Source organism: Micromonospora sp. RB23 (assembly GCF_053585025.1).
Genome location: NZ_CM132111.1, coordinates 1,526,377 through 1,543,016, shown reverse-complemented (window position 1 = coordinate 1,543,016; position 16,640 = coordinate 1,526,377). Strand labels below are relative to the sequence as shown.

The window sequence follows — 16,640 nt, the reverse complement described above, 5'->3', positions numbered from 1 at the left end:
CGGTTGTGGCAGGACCGACGCACACTTGGTCCCATGGCGCTTCCCCTCCCCACACCCACCGCGGTGGTCGGCCTGACCCGCTCCGCCCTCGACCAGGCGCTCGGCTCGGCCGCCTCGTTCGCCGCCGTGCCGGCCCGCGCGTTCGCGGTGTTGGACGGGGTGGAGGCGCTGCTGGCCAGGATCAACGGCGTCGTCGACCGGATCGAGACGACCCTGGACCGGACCGATGAGGTGCTCACCGACGCCGAGACGGCGGTCCGCGAGGTGGCGGTGATCAGCGCCGCCGCGACCACCGCCGTCGACACGGCCACCGAGGTGGCCGCGGCCGCCGCCGTGGTCGTGAACGAGGCCGACAAGGTCGCGCGCCTCGCGGGCACGGTGGTCACCGAGGCCGACGTGGTGGCCGGCAACGCCGCGGTCACCGTGAACACGGCCGCTCAGGCCGCGGCCACGGCAGCCGAACTGCTGGCGGTGTACGAGCCGGCGCTGCGCCGCGCCGCGCCGATGACCGACCGGTTCGTGCAGGAGCTGAGCCACGAGGAGATCACCGCGGCGATCCACCTGATCGACGAGTTGCCCAAGCTCAAGGAGCACCTGACCGCCGACATCCTGCCGATCCTCGCGACCCTGGACCGGGTCGGGCCCGACCTGCACGACCTGCTGGACGTCACCCGTGACCTCAAGCTCGCCGTGGCCGGCATTCCCGGCCTCGGCATGCTGCGGCGGCGGGGCGAGAAGCTGACCGACGAACAGGTCGACTGACCCCGCGCCCGGCCGGGGAGTCCCGGGCGGCCGGATCAGCAGTCGCAGGTTGCCGTCGTTGGTGCGGTCAGGTCGTCCACGGGACGTCGAGTCAGTCCGCTCTCGGTCTCCACCGGCAGCCCCTCCCGTACCCAGTACTCGAATCCGCCGAGCATCTCTTTGACCGGAATGCCGAGCCGGGCGAACTCCAGCGCCGCCCGGGTCGCGCCGTTGCAGCCCGGCCCCCAGCAGTAGGTGACCACCGATGTACCGGCGGGGATCTTCTCGGATGCCCGGGCGGCGACTTCAGCGGTGGGCAGGTGCACCGCTCCCGGAAGGCGGCCCTGCGCCCATGCGGCCACTCCCCGGGAGTCGACCACCACGAGCCCGGGCGTACGGGCGGTCAGGTCGGCGTGCACGTCGCTGACATCGGTCTGGACGCTGAGTCGGGCGAGAAAATGGGCGACTGCGACGTCCGGAGCGGCTGGCGGGACGGCGAAGGTGAAGGTCATGCCACTGATCGTGGCCGGTCCGGCAGGCCGGGACGAGTGGCGGAAACGACGTCCTGCGCTAACATCCCGCCATGTCCAACGGCGCGGTGAGTGCCGGTCCGCAGGCGCTGCCGTCGCCGCGACAGCCAACCGCCGGTCACCGCGTCGCGGTGCTCGCGTACCCGGGAATGTCGGTGTTCGAGACCGGCATCGTCACCGAGGTGTTCGGACTGCCCCGCCCCGAGTTCGACGTCGACTGGTACGACCTGGTGATCTGCGCTGAGAAGCCGGGGCCGGTGCCGGTGGTCGGCGGGGTCAGCCTGCACACCCCGTACGGCCTGGCGGAGCTGGCGGCGGCGCGGACGGTGATCGTGCCCGGCGTGCCGGACGTGACCGCCGACCCGTCGCCCGCGCTGGTGGCCGCGCTGCGGACGGCGCACGCCCGCGGCGCCCGGGTCATGTCGATCTGTTCGGGCGCGTTCGCGCTGGCCGGCGCCGGGCTGCTGGACGGGCGGCGGGCCACCACCCACTGGCGGTACGCGGAACTGCTGGCACGGCGGTACCCGCGCGTCGAGGTGGACCCGAACGTGCTCTACCTCGATGACGGCGACCTGTTCACCAGCGCGGGCAGTGCCGCCGGGCTCGATCTCAGCGTGCACGTGGTGCGGCGCGACCACGGCGCGGCGATCGCCAACGCGGTCGCCCGCCGGTTGGTCATCCCTCCGCACCGGGACGGCGGACAGGCCCAGTTCGTCGAGGCGCCGGTGACCGCTGACCCGGACGACGACCGGATCGCCGCCAGCATCGACTGGGCGCTCGCACACCTCGCCGAGCCGCTGAGCGTCGCCCGGCTCGCCGGGCGGGCACACATGTCACCGCGCACCTACCTGCGGCACTTCACCCGAGCCACCGGGACCAGCCCGATCCGGTGGCTCATCGACCAGCGGGTTCGGGCCAGTCTGGCGCTGCTGGAGGAGACCGACGCCGCGATCGAGCAGATCGCCGGGGCGGTGGGCTTCGACACCCCGGTCACCTACCGCCACCACTTCGGACGGATCATGCTGACGTCGCCATCGGCCTACCGGCGGGCCTTTCGGACGGGCGCCGGCCGGCCGGCGTGACGTGGCCGGGCAGGTCGACGTCCCGGCACTCGACGACGGGTCAGCCCGGCGCGTACAGCGCGTCGATCTCGGCCCGCTGCGGCAGCGCCACCGAGGCGCCGAGCTTGCGTACGCAGGCCGCGCCGGCCGCCGCCGCCCAGCGTACGGCGTCAACGACGTCCCGCCCCTCGCCCCAGCCGACCGCCAGCGCGGCGGTGAACGCGTCGCCGGCCGCCGTGGAGTCGACCACGTCGACCTGGACGGCGGGCACGTGCACCTCGGCGCCCTCCCGGTCGACGTACCAGGCGCCGGCGTCGCCGAGGGTGAGCACCGCGCGGGGCACCAGGTCGAGCAGCGCCCTCGGGTCGTCCCGGCCCCGGCCGGTGAACGCCTGCGCCTCGCCCTCGTTGACGACGAGCAGGTCCACGGCTTCGAGCAGTTCCGGCGGGAGATCCCGGGCGGGTGCGGCGTTGAGGACGACCCGGGTGCCGGCGGCGCGGGCGGCCAGCGCCGCGGCGGTCACCGTCTGCACCGGGATCTCCAGCTGGGCGACCAGGACGTCCGCCCCCCGTACAGTGGCCAGTTCCTCGTCGGTGAGGCCGACCAGCGCGTCGTTCGCGCCCGGGGTGACCACGATGGCGTTCTCCCCCTGGGCGTTGACCAGCACGAGCGCCACGCCGGACGTGCCGTACACCACCCGCAGGTGACCCGTGTCCACGCCGGCCGCCGTGATGCGGGCGCGGAGTGTCACGCCGAACGCGTCGGAGCCGATCGCGCCGAGGAAGGCGCAGGAGGCGCCCGCCCGAACGGCGGCGATGGCCTGGTTGGCGCCCTTGCCGCCGGGCACCATCACGAAGTCGGTGCCGAGCATGGTCTCGCCCGGCCGTGGCAGCGAGGGGGCCATCGCGACCAGGTCCATGTTGGCGCTGCCCACCACCACCACCCGCGTCTGCGACATGGTCACCCGCTCAGGCGGCGCGTGCGGTGTAGCGGTCGCCGGAGCGTTCGACCACCAGCGGCAGACCGAAGGTCTTGGACAGGTTGTCGCCGGTCAACGTCTCGGCGAGCAGGCCCTGGGCGACGACCGCGCCCTCGCGCAGCAGCAGCGCGTGGGTGAACCCGGGCGGAATCTCCTCCACGTGGTGGGTGACGAGCACCATGGCGGGGGCGTCCGGGTCGTACGCCAGCTCGGCCAGCCGGCCGACCAGGTCCTCGCGGCCACCGAGGTCGAGGCCGGCGGTGGGCTCGTCGAGCAGCAGCAGTTCCGGGTCGGTCATCAGTGCCCTGGCGATCTGCACGCGCTTGCGTTCGCCGTCGGAGAGGGTGCCGTAGCGGCGCTCGGCGAGGTTGCCGACGCCGAGCTGGCTGAGCAGCGCCCGCGCCCGCGCCACGTCGCCGTGCTCGTAGCTCTCCCGCCAGCGTCCGACCACCGACCAGGCTGCGGTGACGACCACGTCGCTGACCTGCTCGTCGGCGGGCACCCGCGCGGCGAGCGCGGCCGTGGCGAGCCCGATGCGGGTCTGCAGCTCGTTGATGTCGGTGCGGCCGATCCGCTCACCGAGGACGTACGCGACGCCGGTGGTGGGGTGCAGCCGGCCGGCGGCCAGGTTGAGCAGGGTGGTCTTGCCCGCGCCGTTGGGGCCGAGCACCACCCAGCGCTCGTCCAGCTCGACGCGCCAGGTCAGGTCCTGCAACAGGGGGTTGTCGGAGCGGCGTACGCCCACGCTGTCGAGGCTGACCACCAGATCCGGGTCCACGGGTGCGGCGGCAGGCGCGGCGCCGGCAGCGCCGGGGATCAGGTCACCAGTCACCCGCCCATCCAACCACGCAGGGGTGGCGTGCCCCCCATGGGCGGCGCTCTGGCCATAGGGTGGGGCACCGTGTCGTTGATCACCACACCCGAGGGACGGCCCATGCCCGGTCGACGTTTGGCGCCGCGCGGATGAGCGCGGTCATCGAGATCGAGGGTCTGCGCAAGACCTTCCGCAGTGTGCGCAACGGCAGGAGGGTGGCGGTCGACGGGTTCGACCTGCTGGTCGAGGCCGGTCAGATCCATGGCTTCCTGGGGCCCAACGGCTCGGGCAAGACCACCACGCTGCGCGCCCTGCTCGGGCTGGTCCGCGCCGACGGTGGCCGGATGACCGTGCTCGGCGAGCCGTCGCCGGCGCTGCTGCCCCGGGTGGCGGGGCAGGTCGGCGCCATCGTGGAGAGTCCGCAGTTCTTCGGCAACTTCACCGGCCGTCGTACGCTGCGGCTGCTGGCCCGCGCCGGCGGGGTGCCGATCTCACGGGTGGACGAGGCGCTGGAGCTGGTGGGCCTGCGCGACCGGGGCGACGAGCGGGTGAAGGGCTACTCGCTGGGCATGAAGCAGCGTCTCGCGGTGGCGTCCGCCCTGTTGAAGGACCCGCGGTTGCTCATCCTCGACGAGCCGGCGAACGGCCTCGACCCGGCGGGCATCCGCGAGATGCGCGACCTGATGCGGTCGCTCGCCGCGGCGGGGGTGACCGTGCTGGTGTCCAGCCACATCCTGGGCGAGATCCAACTGATCTGCGACCACGTCACCATCATCTCGCGGGGGCGGCGGGTGGCGGCCGGCCGGGTGGACGAGGTGCTGGCGGGTCACGACCGGCACGAGTTCCTGGTCCGGGTCGCCGAACCGGAGCGCGCCGCCGACCTGCTGCGCGCGGCGGAGTTGACGACCACCGTCGACGGCGGGGCGCTGGTGGTGGGCGGGACGACCGACCCGACGGTCATCAGCCGCGTCCTCGGCGAGCAGGATCTGTGGGTCGCCGAGCTGACGCCGCTGCGACCCGACCTGGAGAGCGTCTTCCTGGAGCTGACCGGCGCCGGCGAGCACCCCTCGGTGCCCCGCCAGGTCGACGAGGCGGCCCGACCGGTGGGCGCCGACGGCGCCGCGGTGATCGATCTCGACGTACGGGGAGTGGACGCGTGAACCTGGTCCGGGCCGAGTTGGAGCGGCTCTCCGCGCGCCGTTTCGTGCAGCTCATGGTCGTCCTGTTGGTGCTGGCGTTCGGCGTCACGGCCGCGACCGCCCTGGCCGGGTCGCACCGGCCGAGCGCCTACGAACTCTCCCAGGCCCGGCAGAAGGCCATCGAGGCGCGGCAGAGCATGGAGGTCAACTACCAGCAGTGCCTGGCCCAGCGCGGCGGGATCTCGACGCCCGACACCCAGGACTATCTGCCCCCCGACTGTTCCGACATGGACCCGGCCCAGCAGGACCGGTTGCCGGTCGCGTCCGACTACCTGGAGGGCGTGTTCAGCTTCACCGAGCAGGCCCGCCCGTTGCTGTTCTTCCTCATCACGTTCCTGGTGTTGTTCGGGTTCCTGGTCGGCGCCTCGTACATCGGGGCGGACCTGAACTCGGGTGGGGTGGTGAACCTGCTGCTGTGGCGACCACGCCGACTGACGGTGCTGGGCGCGAAGCTGGGCACCCTGCTGGGCGGCGTGTTGGCGCTGGCGGTGGCGGCCTCGGTGGTCTATCTGGCCACCTTCTGGATGATCGGGCAGGTCGCCGGGCAGACCGGCGAGCCCGACGGTGACTTCTGGCGCTCGCTGGCCGCCGTCCACGGGCGCGGTCTGGTGCTGGTGCTGCTGGCCACGGCGACGGGCTTCGCCATCGCGACGCTGGGCCGGCACACGTCGGCGGCGCTCGGCGCGGTCGCCGCGTACGCGGTGGTGTGGGAGCTGGGCGCCCGGCTGGTGCTGGCGATCGTGAACGCCCGGCGGCCGGAACAGATGATGCTCTCGACGTACCTCGGGGCGTGGCTCAACGGCGAGGTGCGGCTCTGGGACAGCCAGCTCTGTCGGGACAACTTCAGCGGTACGTCCTGCCAGGGTTTCTACACCCTCACCTGGAGGCCGTCGCTGGCGGTGCTGCTCGCGGTCGCCGGTGGGCTGACCATGCTGGCCTTCGCCGCCTTCCGCCGCCGCGACCTCAACTGAGGGGGCCGACGCCCCGGCGGCAAGAGCTTGCAGCCGGGGCGTCGGCGGTGAAATATTCCTTCACATGACCGCCCCAGCGGGCTCAGCCGACGGTGGAGCCGAACACCTCGTCACGGACGGCGTTCAACGCGGTACGCAGGGCGCCCCGCAGGATCGGCTCCTCGGTGAGGCCGGTGGGTACCACGCGCGGGCGGACCAGCGTGATCGCCGCGACCTCCCGCTGCACCCGGTCGGCGAGCGCCGCGCCGCCGGCCTGGCCGACCTCGCCGGCCAGCACGACCAACGGCGGGTCGAGCACCACACAGGTGCTGGCCACGCCGAGCGCGAGCCGGCGGGCCAACTCGTCGAGCATCGGGGCGCCGGCGGCGCCGGCCGCGACCGCCGCCCGCACCGCGCTCGCGGCGTCCGGGGCGGAGAAGCCGTGCTCGCGGGCCACCGCACGTACCGAGTCACCGCCGATCACCTGCTGGAAGGCGGGCTTGGCGCGCCGCGAGACGTCACGCGGGATGGGTGCGCCGGGCACCGGCAGGTAGCCGATCTCGCCCGCCGCTCCGCTGCTGCCGTGGTGCAGCCGCCCACCCAACATGATCGCCAGGCCGACGCCGGCGCCCACCCAGACCAGGACGAAGTCCGCCACACCCTGGGCGGCGCCGGACTGCGCCTCGGCCACCGCGGCCAGGTTGACGTCGTTCTCGAAGACCACCGGGGTGTGCAGGTCGTCCCGCAGCGCGGCCAGCAGACCGCTGTGCCAACGCGGCAGGTTGAACGCGAAGGTGATGTCGCCGCTGTGCGGATCGACGAGGCCCGGCGTACCGAGCACGATCCGTCGGACGCTGCTGAGCTGCGCCTGGGCGCTGCTGGCGGCCTGCACCACGGCGTTGTGCACCACGCCCACCGGATCGTCGGTGTCCCGCGTCGACTGCTCGACGCGGCCGATCACGGCACCGGTGATGTCGGCGCACGCGGCCACCACCCGGTCCGGTCCGACGTCCACCCCGACGACGTGGGCGCTGCTGGCGCGTACGGCGTAGAGCTGGGCGTTCGGCCCGCGCCCGCCGGCCTGCTCACCGACCCGGCTGACGAGGCCGCGCTCCTCCAGGCGCTCGACGAGTTGCGAGGCGGTGACCTTGGACAGGCCGGTCAGCTCGCCGAGCCGGGCCCGGGTGAGCGGCCCACGCTCAAGGAGCAGTTCCAGCGCCGCACGGTCGTTGAGCGCCCGCAACAGGCGGGGGGTGCCGGGCAGCCGGGTCGCACTCATGCCACGTCCTCTAGTTTTAGTAAACTTTGCTAACTGTAAACCGACCTGCGAACGGGTAGCCGTAGCGTAACGGTCACCCGGAGGCAGAGCGCTCGGCCAACCCGGCAGGGCGACGACCACCGCGGGTACACGTTCGTATCCACGGGAAGCGAAGGGGGAAATCTCGTGGGGCTCGATCCAGGACTGCGCCGGCTCGCGCTGGGCACCTTGCTCGCCGCGTACCCGGGAGCGGTCCCGCCGGAGTGGGCGGTCGACCTGGTGGCCGACGGACTGGCCGGGCACACCCTGTTCGGCACGAACGTGCACGACCCCGCGCAACTGGCCGCGAGCACGGCGGCGCTGCGCACCGGCCGGTCGGACGTGCTGATCGCCATCGACGAGGAGGGTGGCGACGTGACCCGGCTGGCCCACGCCACCGGCAGCCCGTACCCCGGTAACGCCGCCCTCGGCGCGGTCGGCGACGTGGCGCTCACCCGCCGGGTCTACCAGTCGATCGGCGCGGAACTGGCGGCGCTGGGCATCACCGTCAATCTGGCCCCCACCGTCGACGTGAACACCGCCGACGACAATCCGGTGATCGGCACCCGCTCGTTCGGCGCCGACCCGCTGCGGGTGGCCGCACACTCGGCCGCCGCCGTCAGCGGCCTCCAGGCCGCCGGTGTGGCCGCCTGCGCCAAGCACTTCCCGGGACACGGCGCGACAGTCACCGACTCCCACCACGAGCTGCCCACGGTGGACGTACCACTGGAACTGCTCCGCCAGCGCGACCTGCCGCCGTTCGCCGCGGTCGTCGCGGCCGGCGCGCAGGCCGTGATGACCGCGCACATCCGGGTGCCGGCGCTGACCGGCGACGGCCCGGCCACCTTCAGCCGGGCGGTTCTGGTCGACCTGCTGCGCGCCGAGTACGGCTTTACCGGCACCGTCATCACCGACGCGCTGGAGATGAAGGGCGCGGCGGTGGCCGCCGGCGGCGTGGGACCCGCCGCCGTGCGGGCCCTGTCGGCGGGCGCCGATCTGCTCTGCATCGGCGCACAGGTCGACGCCGCACTGGTCGAGCACGTGGCCGCCGAGATCGTCGCGGCCACCACCGACGGCCGGTTGCCGATCGCCCGGGTGGAGGAGGCGGCCGGCCGCGCCGCCGCGCTCGCCGCCTGGACCCGGGGCGCCGGCCGCTCGTCGGTCACCCCCGACCCCGATCTGGGGTACGCGGTGGCGCGCCGCGCGGTGCGGGTGGAGGGGCTGCTCACCGGTCTGGACCAGCCACTGGTGGTGCAGTTGCACACCGAGTCCACGATGGCCGAGGGTCGGGTGCCGTGGGGCCTCGGCCCACACCTCGACGGTGGACGCGAGATCCGCGTGGTGGCTGCCGAGACCGATCAGGCGGCCCTGCGCGAGTTGGCCGGGGATCGACCGATCGTGCTGGTCGGGCGGCATCTGCATCGGCTGTCGGGCGGCCCGGAGCTGATCGACGCGCTGGCCGCCGCGCATCCGGTGACCGTCGTCGAGATGGGCTGGCCGGGTACCTGGCGACCGTCCGGCGTACGGGCGTTCGTCACCACGTACGGCGCGAGCCACGCCAACGGTCGGGCGGCTGCGGAGGCGCTCGGCCTGGCGAGCTGACCCTGCGTTACCGACCCGCGCACAGTGTCACCGCACTTTATCGCAGGTCAAGTCCACTATTCGACACTCCGACTCGACAGCTCGCACCTTGCAGCTTGCAGTTTCGATACGTAGCGTGATCGATATCGGATCGCCGCGTCGGTGCCGCGGCCGATCGGAGAGAACCGGGGACCTGGGGGCAGGTTGCGGACCGTGGATCCGGCCCGGGATCCACGGTCCGCGCACTGAAAGCCACCTCAGCGCGGATACACCCCGTACGACCGCCAACCCCGGTCCGGGAAGCCCGCCGCCTCCGCGACCCGGGCCGAGGCCTGGTTGTCCCGCTCGTGCAGGTACGTCGGCACCGCGCCCTCGTCCAGGACCCGCCGCGCCGCCTGCGCCACCAGCCGACGCGCGAGACCCCGACCGCGGGCCTCCGGGACGGTGCCGACGGCCAACTCGTGCCCGTACGCGTCGTGGCGCTTGATGGCGGCGCCGGCCAGGTAGGCGCCGTCGGCATCGCGCACCACGAGCACCGGTCTGTCGAACAGCCGCAGCCAGGGCGGCAGCCCGGGCGCGGTCGGCGCGATCCACTCCCCCACGTCGGGCAGGGGCGCGGGAGCGTTGGTCCAGCGGAAGGGACCGTCGTGCACGCAGAAGGCGGGGTACCCGACAGCATCGGGCAGCGCCGCGAGCATCCGCTCCGGCGTGCGCTCGATCAACGCCCGGATCGCGGCGACCCGGTCCGGCGCGACGGAGAGCACCGCGCTCTGACGGGTGTCCACGGCGAGGGCCGGACGCAGTCGGCCCTCCCAGGCCGGCAGGGCCCGTCGATGCGAGGCGACCACGTGCAGCCCGGACCCGGCCGGCCATTGACCGAGCCAGGAGGCGAGGTGCAGTTGCAACCGCCGGTCGAGCATGCGCACCTCCCGTCACCCCAACAGTCGTGATCACCGTACGCCTGAGCGGCCCGGCCGGACGGACCATCGAGCCAGCGCGGGACGCTGCCCGAGATCCGGGAATCAGCTCGCGGCATCGACCGTCATAGGTATTTCCATACCTGGACACCTTTCTCTGCGACGGTATGGGCATGCCGATGCAGCCGAACGACCGCTTCCACCAACACCCCGCGCGACTCTGGCGAGCGGGCGAGGCCGCCACGGACGTTCCGACGCAGGCGCGGTACCGGGTGATCCGGGTGACGGGCGGGCTGCCCTGGGCGACGCTGAACGAACTGCCGGCCGGCTCCGGCCGGCACGGTCTCGACCGGCACTGAACCCGCCGGGCCGGCAGCTGCCGGGACCAGCGTCGGGGACGACACACCGCGGGAGGACCTGCGACGGCATTCGCACACCTGTCGGGTAATTTCTTCCAGGTCCGGCACCCCGGCCTACGACAGGAGAAGCTCCCCGCATGGGCAAGAAGACGATCCACGTCTCCGACTTCACCGGAACCGTTCTGCAGCAGGACGACGAGGTGGTTCGTGTCGTCGTCCTGGAGCACCCGGACCTGGTCGCCGGGCCCGTGCAGCTCGACGCCACCCCGGGCGAGGTGGAGAACATCGACGACGCCGCGCTGGACGTGGCGGTGGTCGAGATCCACGACCGGCACGGCGGGGGCGAGCCCCGACGGGTCGTCCTCACCGCGAGCGAGTTCGACGCGATGGCCACCGACGTCCCGATGGCGCAGTTGTTGAAGACCGCCGAGCGGGTTCGCCCGCCCAAGGCCCGCAAGAGCACCGAGAAGATCGACTACGGCACGCTGGAGCACGCCGGCAAGCCGCACCGGGGCCGCGTCACCGAGGAGGAGGCCCGGCTCGTCCGCGAGCAGCTCGACGAGGTCAACAAGCGACTCGCCGACGCGGGCGTACGCCAGATCGACCCCGCCGATCCGGAGCACGCCCTGCGCTACGGCTTCCCCGACGTCTCCTGAGCGAGGACGTCAGCAGGTCTTCTCCGCCCGCTTGCGGAAGGCGGTCTCGGTGACCGCCTTCCGCCTGCCGGCCGCCTCCCCGACCAGGACGTCTTCGGGCCCGAGCGCGGTCAGCTCGTCCAGCGTGAAGTGGACGGGGACGGCGTTGCGCTGCGTGCCGTAGGCAGCGGCCGAATATTCGACTGCGGGATCGAAGGCGACCAGCGTCTGCTCGTCGACCGTCCAACCCGGTGGCAGCTCGAAGACGGTCACACTCGTCACCTCGGCGTCGCCCATGCGGTCGATGGTCCAGCTAGCGGCCGGCGTGGGATCGATGGTGAAGACGCTGATCCGCTCCAACTCGAACACGGCGCACTCGGCGAACAGCAGCACCGGCCGACCGTCGACGGCCCGGACCGCCAGCACCTCCTTGTCCGCCGGGCTACAGGCCGACATCCCGGCCAGGGCGGCGGCCACCACGAGGATGCCCACCACCCCCCGATTGCCAGTGCCCCGGCGGGACATCCGTCCGTCGGCACGTCGCATTGCGCCGTCCCCCGTTCCGCCGGCATCGATGCATCGGCATGTCGCCCTCCGGCAACCCGAGGTTAGGCGAGGGGTCGGCGACGTGCGGGCCGGCGAGGACATGCGCGACTTTTCCGTACCGTCGCGCGCCCTCCGGTCCTGTTGCCGCTACCGGGCCTCGTCGTCGGCCGCGGACGCCTTGACGACGGCCGCGAGGGCGGCAGCCAGGTCGCCTTCGACGGATTCCTTGGTCAGGCCGAGGTCGGTGAGCACGCCGGCCCCGTCCTCCTGCTCCAGCAGGGCGAGCAGGATGTGTTCGGTGCCGATGTAGTTGTGCCCGAGGCGCAGCGCCTCCCGGAAGGTCAGCTCCAACGCCTTCTTGCCGGCGGCGTTGTAGGGGATCAGGTCGGGGACGTCGTCGGTCCTCGGCGGGAGGACGGCGGCGACGGCCTCGCGCACCGCCGCCGGGGCGGCGCCCCGACCGGTCAGCACCCGGGCGGCCAGCCCGTCGGGCTCGGCGAGCAGGCCCAGCACCAGGTGCGCGGGACCGATCTCGGGATTTCCGGCGGCGCGGGCCTCCTCCTGCGAGGCCATCACCACGTTGCGGGCGCGCGGGGTGAACCTCCCGAAGCCTGCGTTCGGGTCGAGCGCCGCCGCATCGGTGGAGCCCTTCGCCACGAAGCGCTTCTGGGCGGCCTGCTTGCTGACCCCCATGCTGCGGCCGATGTCGGTCCAGGAGGCGCCCGAGCGCCGGGCCTGGTCGACGAAGTGACCGATCAGGTGGTCGGCGACCTCACCGAGATGGTCGGCGGCGATCACCGCGTCGGTGAGCTGGTCGAGCGCGTCGGTGTGGGCCTTCTTGATGGCCTGGATCAGGTCGTCGAGCTTGACGGAGTTGCTCATCTGGAATGGCTCGGTCATGCCGTCAACCATAGGTTGACGGGGCCACTTCGTCAACCCGTGGTTGACGGCTTCGGTCGCGCAGGTGCCGGATATGGTGGGCGCGGCCGCACACCGGAGGAGGGCCGCCATGCGTCTGCACGTGGGATGCGCGATGTGGAGTCACCGGTCGTGGCCGGGCCACTCGCTGCCGTCCGGCGAGCGCCTGCGCCACTACGCGGGCTGGTGCGACGCCGTGGAGGGCAACACCACGTTCTACGCGACCCCGACCCGGGACACCGTGGCGTCCTGGGCGGCGCAGACCGAGGCCGACTTCCGGTTCGTCCTCAAGCTGCCCAAGGTCGTGACGCACGAACGCCGACTCACCGACACCGGCGAGCCACTGCGCGCCTTCCTGGACGCGATCGAGCCCCTCGGCCCGCGCGTCCACGCCCTCTGGATCCAACTGCCGGGGTCGTTCGCGCCGGACGACGTACCCACGCTGAGCCGGTTCCTCGCGCAGCTCCCGGGTTCCCACCGGTACGCCGTGGAGGTCCGCCATCCCGCGTTCTTCACCGAGGCCCGCGCGACCCGACTGCTCGAGGAGACCCTCACCAGGGCATCGGCCGAATGGATCCCCTTCGACACCACCGCGTTCTTCAGCCGCCCGCCGACGAGTGACGCCGAGCGCGACGCCTGGATGAAGAAGCCCCGGGTGCCGCTGCGATCCGTCGCGCTGACCGACCGCCCGATCGTGCGCTACCTGGGCCGCGACGACGACGCCCGAACCGTCGAGGGCTGGCAGCGCTGGGTCGAGGTCACCGCCGGCTGGCTGCGCGAGGGCCGCTCCCCCACCATGTTCGTCCACACTCCGGACAACGCCGACGCGCCGCGGCTCGCCCGCCGCTTCCACGACGAGGTACGCGCCCGCGTGCCGGCCCTCGACGCGCTGCCCGAGCCGGTGTCCGTCGAACCCCTGACCCTCTTCTGAGCGCTGGCGGTCACGGCTCGCGGTCGAGGAGCGTGTTCAGGTGGTGGGCCGTGCTGATCAGGGAGAGGTGACTGAACGCCTGCGGAAAGTTGCCGATCTGCTGCCCGGTGGGCGCGATCTCCTCCGAGTAGAGCCCCAGCGGCGTGCTGTACGTCAGCATCTTCTCGAACGTCAACTGGGCGTCGTCGAGCCGTCCGGACTGGGCGAGGGCCTGGACGTACCAGAAGGTGCACATGCTGAAGGTGCCCTCCGAGCCGGCGAGGCCGTCCGGCGAGGCCTGCGGGTCGTAGCGGTAGACGAGGCTGTCCGAGACCAGCTCATTGTCTATCGCCCGCAACGTCGACAGCCACATCGGATCGTTCGGCGCGATGAAGCCCACCCCCGGCATCGCGAGCAGCGAGGCGTCGGTGATGTCGGTGCGGTAGTGCTGCACGAAGGCCTGCCGTCCCGGATCGAATCCCCGAGCTATGACCTGCTCGTAGACGGCGTTGCGTTCGTCCGCCCACCGGGTGATGCTCGCGGGACGCCCCCGGTTGTGGGCGATGCGGATGGCACGGTCGAACGCCACCCAGCACATCATCCGCCCGTAGGTGAAGTCCTGCCGGCCGGACCGGGTCTCCCAGATGCCGTCCTCGGGCTGGTCCCAGTGGTCGCAGAGCCAGTTCATCAGGCCGGCCGCCTTGCGCCACCCCTCGTACGACGCCATCAGTCCGCTCTGGTCGGCGAGGTGCAGCGAGTTGAGCGCCTCGCCGTAGATGTCCAGTTGCACCTGGCCGGCGGCGCCGTTGCCGATCCGCACCGGCGCCGACCCGCGATACCCCTCCAGGTGGGGCAACACCTCTTCGGGGAGGTTCGGCGAGCCGTCGACGCGGTACATGATCTGCAGCGGCACGTCACCGTCGTGGGCGTCCTGGATGCGTGCTTCGAGCCAGGACAGGTAATTCTGGGCCTCCTCGGTGAAACCGACGCTGAGCAGCGCGTGCACCGAGAACGAGGCGTCGCGGATCCAGGTGTAGCGGTAGTCCCAGTTCCGCGGCCCGCCGATCTGCTCCGGCAACCCCATCGTCGGCGCGGCGACCAGGGCGCCCGTCGGGGCGTACGTCATGAGCTTGAGCGTCATGGCCGACCGCTCGACCATCTCCCGCCAACGGCCGGTGTAGGAGGTGCGCAGGGCCCACCGACGCCAGTAGTCCCGGGTCTCGGCGAGCAGGTCACAGGCCTCCTGGGTGGTGAGAGCCCGGGGAGCGTCGGGGCGGGCCGTCTCCAGGACCACCCCGCCGATGTCTCCCGCGTGCAGCACGTTGCGGAAGCTGACGCCCTCCTCGTCACGCTGGATCGTTCGCCTGTCGACGAGCCGTTCCGAGTCCTTGAACGGGGTCAGCGTGAGCGAGAGTGTCGAGCTACGAAAGACGTCGCCCTCCGGATGAACCTCCAGCTCGTACGGATCCCGGCCGTAGTTGAACCGGGGCCGGCAGTCGAAACGGAAGGGCATGCTTCCCCGGATCATCCGGACCAGCCGGACCAACCGGTGCCGGTCCGTGGCCTGCTCGCCCGTGACGGGCATGAAGTCCAGCAACTCTCCCACCCCGTCGGCGCCATGGAAGCGGGTGATCAAAATCGGCGTGCCGGGTAGGTACAACTGTTTGGTCGTGTAGTCGATGCCGTCGGGCGAGAGCTGGAAGTGCCCACCCTTGTGGCGGTCGAGCAGAGCGGCGAAGACACTCGGCGAGTCGAAGCGCGGCGCACAGAACCAGTCGATCGTGCCGTCCTTGCTGATCAGCGCGGCGGTCTGCAGGTCACCGATCAGGCCGTGCTCCTCCACCCCCGGGTACGTCGTCCCCACGCTGAACCCCCTCATCAGGCTGACGGCGACGACTACCCGGGAACCCGCGCGCTACACGAACGCGGCCGCGTGAGCCGTCAGCTCCGTTGCTGGTCCACCGCCTGCCGCACCAGCGCCGCCGCCTTCTCGGTCTCCAACCCACTGGTGATGAGCAGGTCGTGGGCGGCCGCCCGGTACTCCCCCACCGCGACCAGCCCGGAATAGCCGAGACGATGGATGTGCGGACGGGTCGAGTCCCCTACGAACCCCTGCGCACGCCCGACCAGTTCGACGCCCGCCAGGATCTGGTCGCGGGCCTCCCGAGGCTCCCGACCGACCTGGACGGCTCGGCGCAGCGTTGGCAGCGCGTCGGCCAGCAGGTCGATGGCCTGCGGAAACTCCTCGGGAATCGGCTCGTCGTCCTTCAGGGCTGTCGTCAGCCGCCGGCACAGTGACCGGCAACCGTGCAGGCTCCGTTCCAGGTGGCGGATCGCCGTGGTGTGGAATTTCAGGGAGTCGCGCTCGCGCCACCGCAGGGGTGCCAGCCGCGTCACCTCCTGCGCGGCCCCGAGCCCGTCGTTGAGAGCGGCCAGGCGGGGATCGAGTTCCCGCAACCTGCGCAGGCTCCGCTCGGCGTCCCCGAGATCGCGCGTCCGCAGCGCATTCGCGAGGTCGTGCATGATATCGGCCGCCGGCCCGACCACGGGCTCGGCCAGTCGCAGCAGCGTCCGCTGCGGATTGATGGGCACCAGGAGCAGACCGACCCCCAGACCCACGAGCCCACCGATCGCCGCGTCGACGAAGCGCGGGATGGACAGGTCGCGTAGCGGCGGCTCCAGCGTGGCGATGAGCACCGCGGTGCCACCGGCCTGGGTGAGCAGCGAGCCACCACCCTTGAGCAGGATGGCGACCGTTATCGCCAGGACGACGACCACGCCGGTCTGCCAAAACCCGATGCCGAAGAACGGCATCAGCGTGTCGCCGACGGCGAGCCCCAGGGTCACCCCGGCCAGCAGCTCGATGGTGCGCCGCAGGCGTGACCCCATCGAGGCGGCCACGATGCCGACCGCCGTGGTCGGCGCCAGGACGGGAGAAGGGTTGCCCAAGAATTGGTACGCCACGAACCAGGCGATCGCCGCGGCGATGCCGGCCTGCACCGCGAGCAGACCGAACAGGCGCAGCCGCCAGGCGCGCGAGCGCAGCCCCTCGTGTGCCCGCGCCCGTAGCCGGTCGACCCGGGACTCTCGGCGGTGCGTCGACTCGCCGGCGGCCTCCGACTCCTGGTGGGCACACATCCGCGCCGCATACCCGGGCGAGCGGGAACCTATCCGGCCAGGCCACGCCTGCTCGGAATCAACAG

General features: G+C 72.2%; 17 protein-coding genes. 8 read left to right on the top strand and 9 right to left on the bottom strand.

What is annotated here, in order from left to right:
- The first annotated feature begins 33 nt into the window (after positions 1–33).
- Complete coding sequence (locus ACTFTM_RS07185) at positions 34–762, top strand: hypothetical protein (RefSeq protein WP_449565055.1); 729 nt, start codon at positions 34–36, stop codon at positions 760–762.
- Positions 763–797: 35 nt separating this feature from the next.
- Here the strand turns inward: ACTFTM_RS07185 and ACTFTM_RS07180 are convergent, their stop codons facing one another.
- Positions 798–1,253 (bottom strand): rhodanese-like domain-containing protein, encoded by a 456-nt coding sequence (locus ACTFTM_RS07180; RefSeq protein ID WP_449565054.1) that lies wholly within the window; start codon positions 1,251–1,253, stop codon positions 798–800.
- Positions 1,254–1,420: 167 nt separating this feature from the next.
- Between ACTFTM_RS07180 and ACTFTM_RS07175 the strand changes: the two genes are divergently transcribed.
- Positions 1,421–2,353, top strand: coding sequence for a helix-turn-helix domain-containing protein (locus tag ACTFTM_RS07175; protein ID WP_449566564.1), 933 nt, complete (start codon positions 1,421–1,423; stop codon positions 2,351–2,353).
- A gap of 40 nt (positions 2,354–2,393) precedes the next feature.
- Here the strand turns inward: ACTFTM_RS07175 and ACTFTM_RS07170 are convergent, their stop codons facing one another.
- Both ACTFTM_RS07170 and ACTFTM_RS07165 read right to left on the bottom strand, forming a co-directional pair.
- Positions 2,394–3,290 (bottom strand): ribokinase, encoded by an 897-nt coding sequence (locus ACTFTM_RS07170; RefSeq protein WP_449566563.1) that lies wholly within the window; start codon positions 3,288–3,290, stop codon positions 2,394–2,396.
- 10 nt (positions 3,291–3,300) lie between these two features.
- Positions 3,301–4,143 carry an ABC transporter ATP-binding protein gene (locus ACTFTM_RS07165; RefSeq protein ID WP_449565053.1) on the bottom strand — a complete coding sequence of 281 codons (843 nt, stop codon included), beginning with the start codon at positions 4,141–4,143 and terminating at the stop codon, positions 3,301–3,303.
- Between the two features lie 131 nt (positions 4,144–4,274).
- Here ACTFTM_RS07165 and ACTFTM_RS07160 point away from each other — a divergent pair, with 131 nt between their 5' ends.
- Together ACTFTM_RS07160 and ACTFTM_RS07155 are read left to right on the top strand one after the other, a co-directional pair.
- Positions 4,275–5,285 (top strand): ABC transporter ATP-binding protein, encoded by a 1,011-nt coding sequence (locus ACTFTM_RS07160; protein ID WP_449565052.1) that lies wholly within the window; start codon positions 4,275–4,277, stop codon positions 5,283–5,285.
- The gene (locus tag ACTFTM_RS07155; RefSeq protein ID WP_449565051.1) at positions 5,282–6,295 is read left to right on the top strand and encodes an ABC transporter permease subunit; all 1,014 of its coding nucleotides are present in this window, start codon (positions 5,282–5,284) and stop codon (positions 6,293–6,295) included. The genes ACTFTM_RS07160 and ACTFTM_RS07155 overlap by 4 nt, the downstream gene beginning before the upstream one ends.
- Positions 6,296–6,377: 82 nt before the next feature.
- Here ACTFTM_RS07155 and ACTFTM_RS07150 read toward each other — a convergent pair whose 3' ends face one another.
- Entirely contained in the window at positions 6,378–7,553 is a 1,176-nt protein-coding gene (locus ACTFTM_RS07150; protein ID WP_449565050.1) for an ROK family transcriptional regulator, read from the bottom strand.
- A 165-nt stretch (positions 7,554–7,718) separates the two neighbouring features.
- On the opposite strand from ACTFTM_RS07150, the gene ACTFTM_RS07145 reads away from it, so the two are divergent.
- The gene (locus ACTFTM_RS07145) at positions 7,719–9,173 is read left to right on the top strand and encodes a glycoside hydrolase family 3 N-terminal domain-containing protein (protein WP_449565049.1); all 1,455 of its coding nucleotides are present in this window, start codon (positions 7,719–7,721) and stop codon (positions 9,171–9,173) included.
- Positions 9,174–9,409: 236 nt separating this feature from the next.
- Here ACTFTM_RS07145 and ACTFTM_RS07140 read toward each other — a convergent pair whose 3' ends face one another.
- Positions 9,410–10,072 (bottom strand): GNAT family N-acetyltransferase, encoded by a 663-nt coding sequence (locus tag ACTFTM_RS07140; RefSeq protein ID WP_449566562.1) that lies wholly within the window; start codon positions 10,070–10,072, stop codon positions 9,410–9,412.
- Between the two features lie 170 nt (positions 10,073–10,242).
- Between ACTFTM_RS07140 and ACTFTM_RS07135 the strand changes: the two genes are divergently transcribed.
- Positions 10,243–10,428 (top strand): DNA repair protein, encoded by a 186-nt coding sequence (locus tag ACTFTM_RS07135; RefSeq protein ID WP_449565048.1) that lies wholly within the window; start codon positions 10,243–10,245, stop codon positions 10,426–10,428.
- Between the two features lie 137 nt (positions 10,429–10,565).
- Positions 10,566–11,084, top strand: a complete 519-nt coding sequence (locus ACTFTM_RS07130) for a hypothetical protein (protein WP_393134411.1) — start codon at positions 10,566–10,568, stop codon at positions 11,082–11,084.
- Between the two features lie 9 nt (positions 11,085–11,093).
- Here ACTFTM_RS07130 and ACTFTM_RS07125 read toward each other — a convergent pair whose 3' ends face one another.
- Both ACTFTM_RS07125 and ACTFTM_RS07120 read right to left on the bottom strand, forming a co-directional pair.
- On the bottom strand, positions 11,094–11,609 hold the full coding sequence (locus ACTFTM_RS07125; protein WP_449565047.1) for a hypothetical protein: 516 nt from the start codon (positions 11,607–11,609) through the stop codon (positions 11,094–11,096).
- 147 nt (positions 11,610–11,756) lie between these two features.
- Positions 11,757–12,509 (bottom strand): Clp protease N-terminal domain-containing protein, encoded by a 753-nt coding sequence (locus tag ACTFTM_RS07120; protein WP_449565046.1) that lies wholly within the window; start codon positions 12,507–12,509, stop codon positions 11,757–11,759.
- A gap of 133 nt (positions 12,510–12,642) precedes the next feature.
- On the opposite strand from ACTFTM_RS07120, the gene ACTFTM_RS07115 reads away from it, so the two are divergent.
- Positions 12,643–13,458 (top strand): DUF72 domain-containing protein, encoded by an 816-nt coding sequence (locus tag ACTFTM_RS07115; protein WP_449566561.1) that lies wholly within the window; start codon positions 12,643–12,645, stop codon positions 13,456–13,458.
- Between the two features lie 10 nt (positions 13,459–13,468).
- Here the strand turns inward: ACTFTM_RS07115 and ACTFTM_RS07110 are convergent, their stop codons facing one another.
- A complete protein-coding gene (locus ACTFTM_RS07110) occupies positions 13,469–15,316 on the bottom strand; it encodes a glycoside hydrolase family 15 protein (RefSeq protein WP_449565045.1) in 1,848 nt (615 codons plus the stop codon).
- Between the two features lie 62 nt (positions 15,317–15,378).
- Positions 15,379–16,575, bottom strand: a complete 1,197-nt coding sequence (locus ACTFTM_RS07105) for an FUSC family protein (RefSeq protein WP_449565044.1) — start codon at positions 16,573–16,575, stop codon at positions 15,379–15,381.
- Positions 16,576–16,640 lie beyond the last annotated feature (65 nt).

Excerpts from the sequence above, each read along its gene's own strand:
- ACTFTM_RS07120 (WP_449565046.1), bottom strand. The coding sequence starts at position 12,509 with ATGACCGAGCCATTCCAGATGAGCAACTCCGTCAAGCTCGACGACCTG.
- ACTFTM_RS07185 (WP_449565055.1), top strand. The coding sequence starts at position 34 with ATGGCGCTTCCCCTCCCCACACCCACCGCGGTGGTCGGCCTGACCCGC.
- ACTFTM_RS07170 (WP_449566563.1), bottom strand. The coding sequence starts at position 3,290 with ATGTCGCAGACGCGGGTGGTGGTGGTGGGCAGCGCCAACATGGACCTG.
- ACTFTM_RS07160 (WP_449565052.1), top strand. The coding sequence starts at position 4,275 with ATGAGCGCGGTCATCGAGATCGAGGGTCTGCGCAAGACCTTCCGCAGT.
- ACTFTM_RS07135 (WP_449565048.1), top strand. The coding sequence starts at position 10,243 with ATGCCGATGCAGCCGAACGACCGCTTCCACCAACACCCCGCGCGACTC.
- ACTFTM_RS07115 (WP_449566561.1), top strand. The coding sequence starts at position 12,643 with ATGTGGAGTCACCGGTCGTGGCCGGGCCACTCGCTGCCGTCCGGCGAG.
- ACTFTM_RS07110 (WP_449565045.1), bottom strand. The coding sequence starts at position 15,316 with ATGAGGGGGTTCAGCGTGGGGACGACGTACCCGGGGGTGGAGGAGCAC.
- ACTFTM_RS07180 (WP_449565054.1), bottom strand. The coding sequence starts at position 1,253 with ATGACCTTCACCTTCGCCGTCCCGCCAGCCGCTCCGGACGTCGCAGTC.
- ACTFTM_RS07175 (WP_449566564.1), top strand. The coding sequence starts at position 1,421 with ATGTCGGTGTTCGAGACCGGCATCGTCACCGAGGTGTTCGGACTGCCC.
- ACTFTM_RS07130 (WP_393134411.1), top strand. The coding sequence starts at position 10,566 with ATGGGCAAGAAGACGATCCACGTCTCCGACTTCACCGGAACCGTTCTG.
- ACTFTM_RS07125 (WP_449565047.1), bottom strand. The coding sequence starts at position 11,609 with ATGCGACGTGCCGACGGACGGATGTCCCGCCGGGGCACTGGCAATCGG.
- ACTFTM_RS07150 (WP_449565050.1), bottom strand. The coding sequence starts at position 7,553 with ATGAGTGCGACCCGGCTGCCCGGCACCCCCCGCCTGTTGCGGGCGCTC.
- ACTFTM_RS07140 (WP_449566562.1), bottom strand. The coding sequence starts at position 10,072 with ATGCTCGACCGGCGGTTGCAACTGCACCTCGCCTCCTGGCTCGGTCAA.
- ACTFTM_RS07105 (WP_449565044.1), bottom strand. The coding sequence starts at position 16,575 with ATGTGTGCCCACCAGGAGTCGGAGGCCGCCGGCGAGTCGACGCACCGC.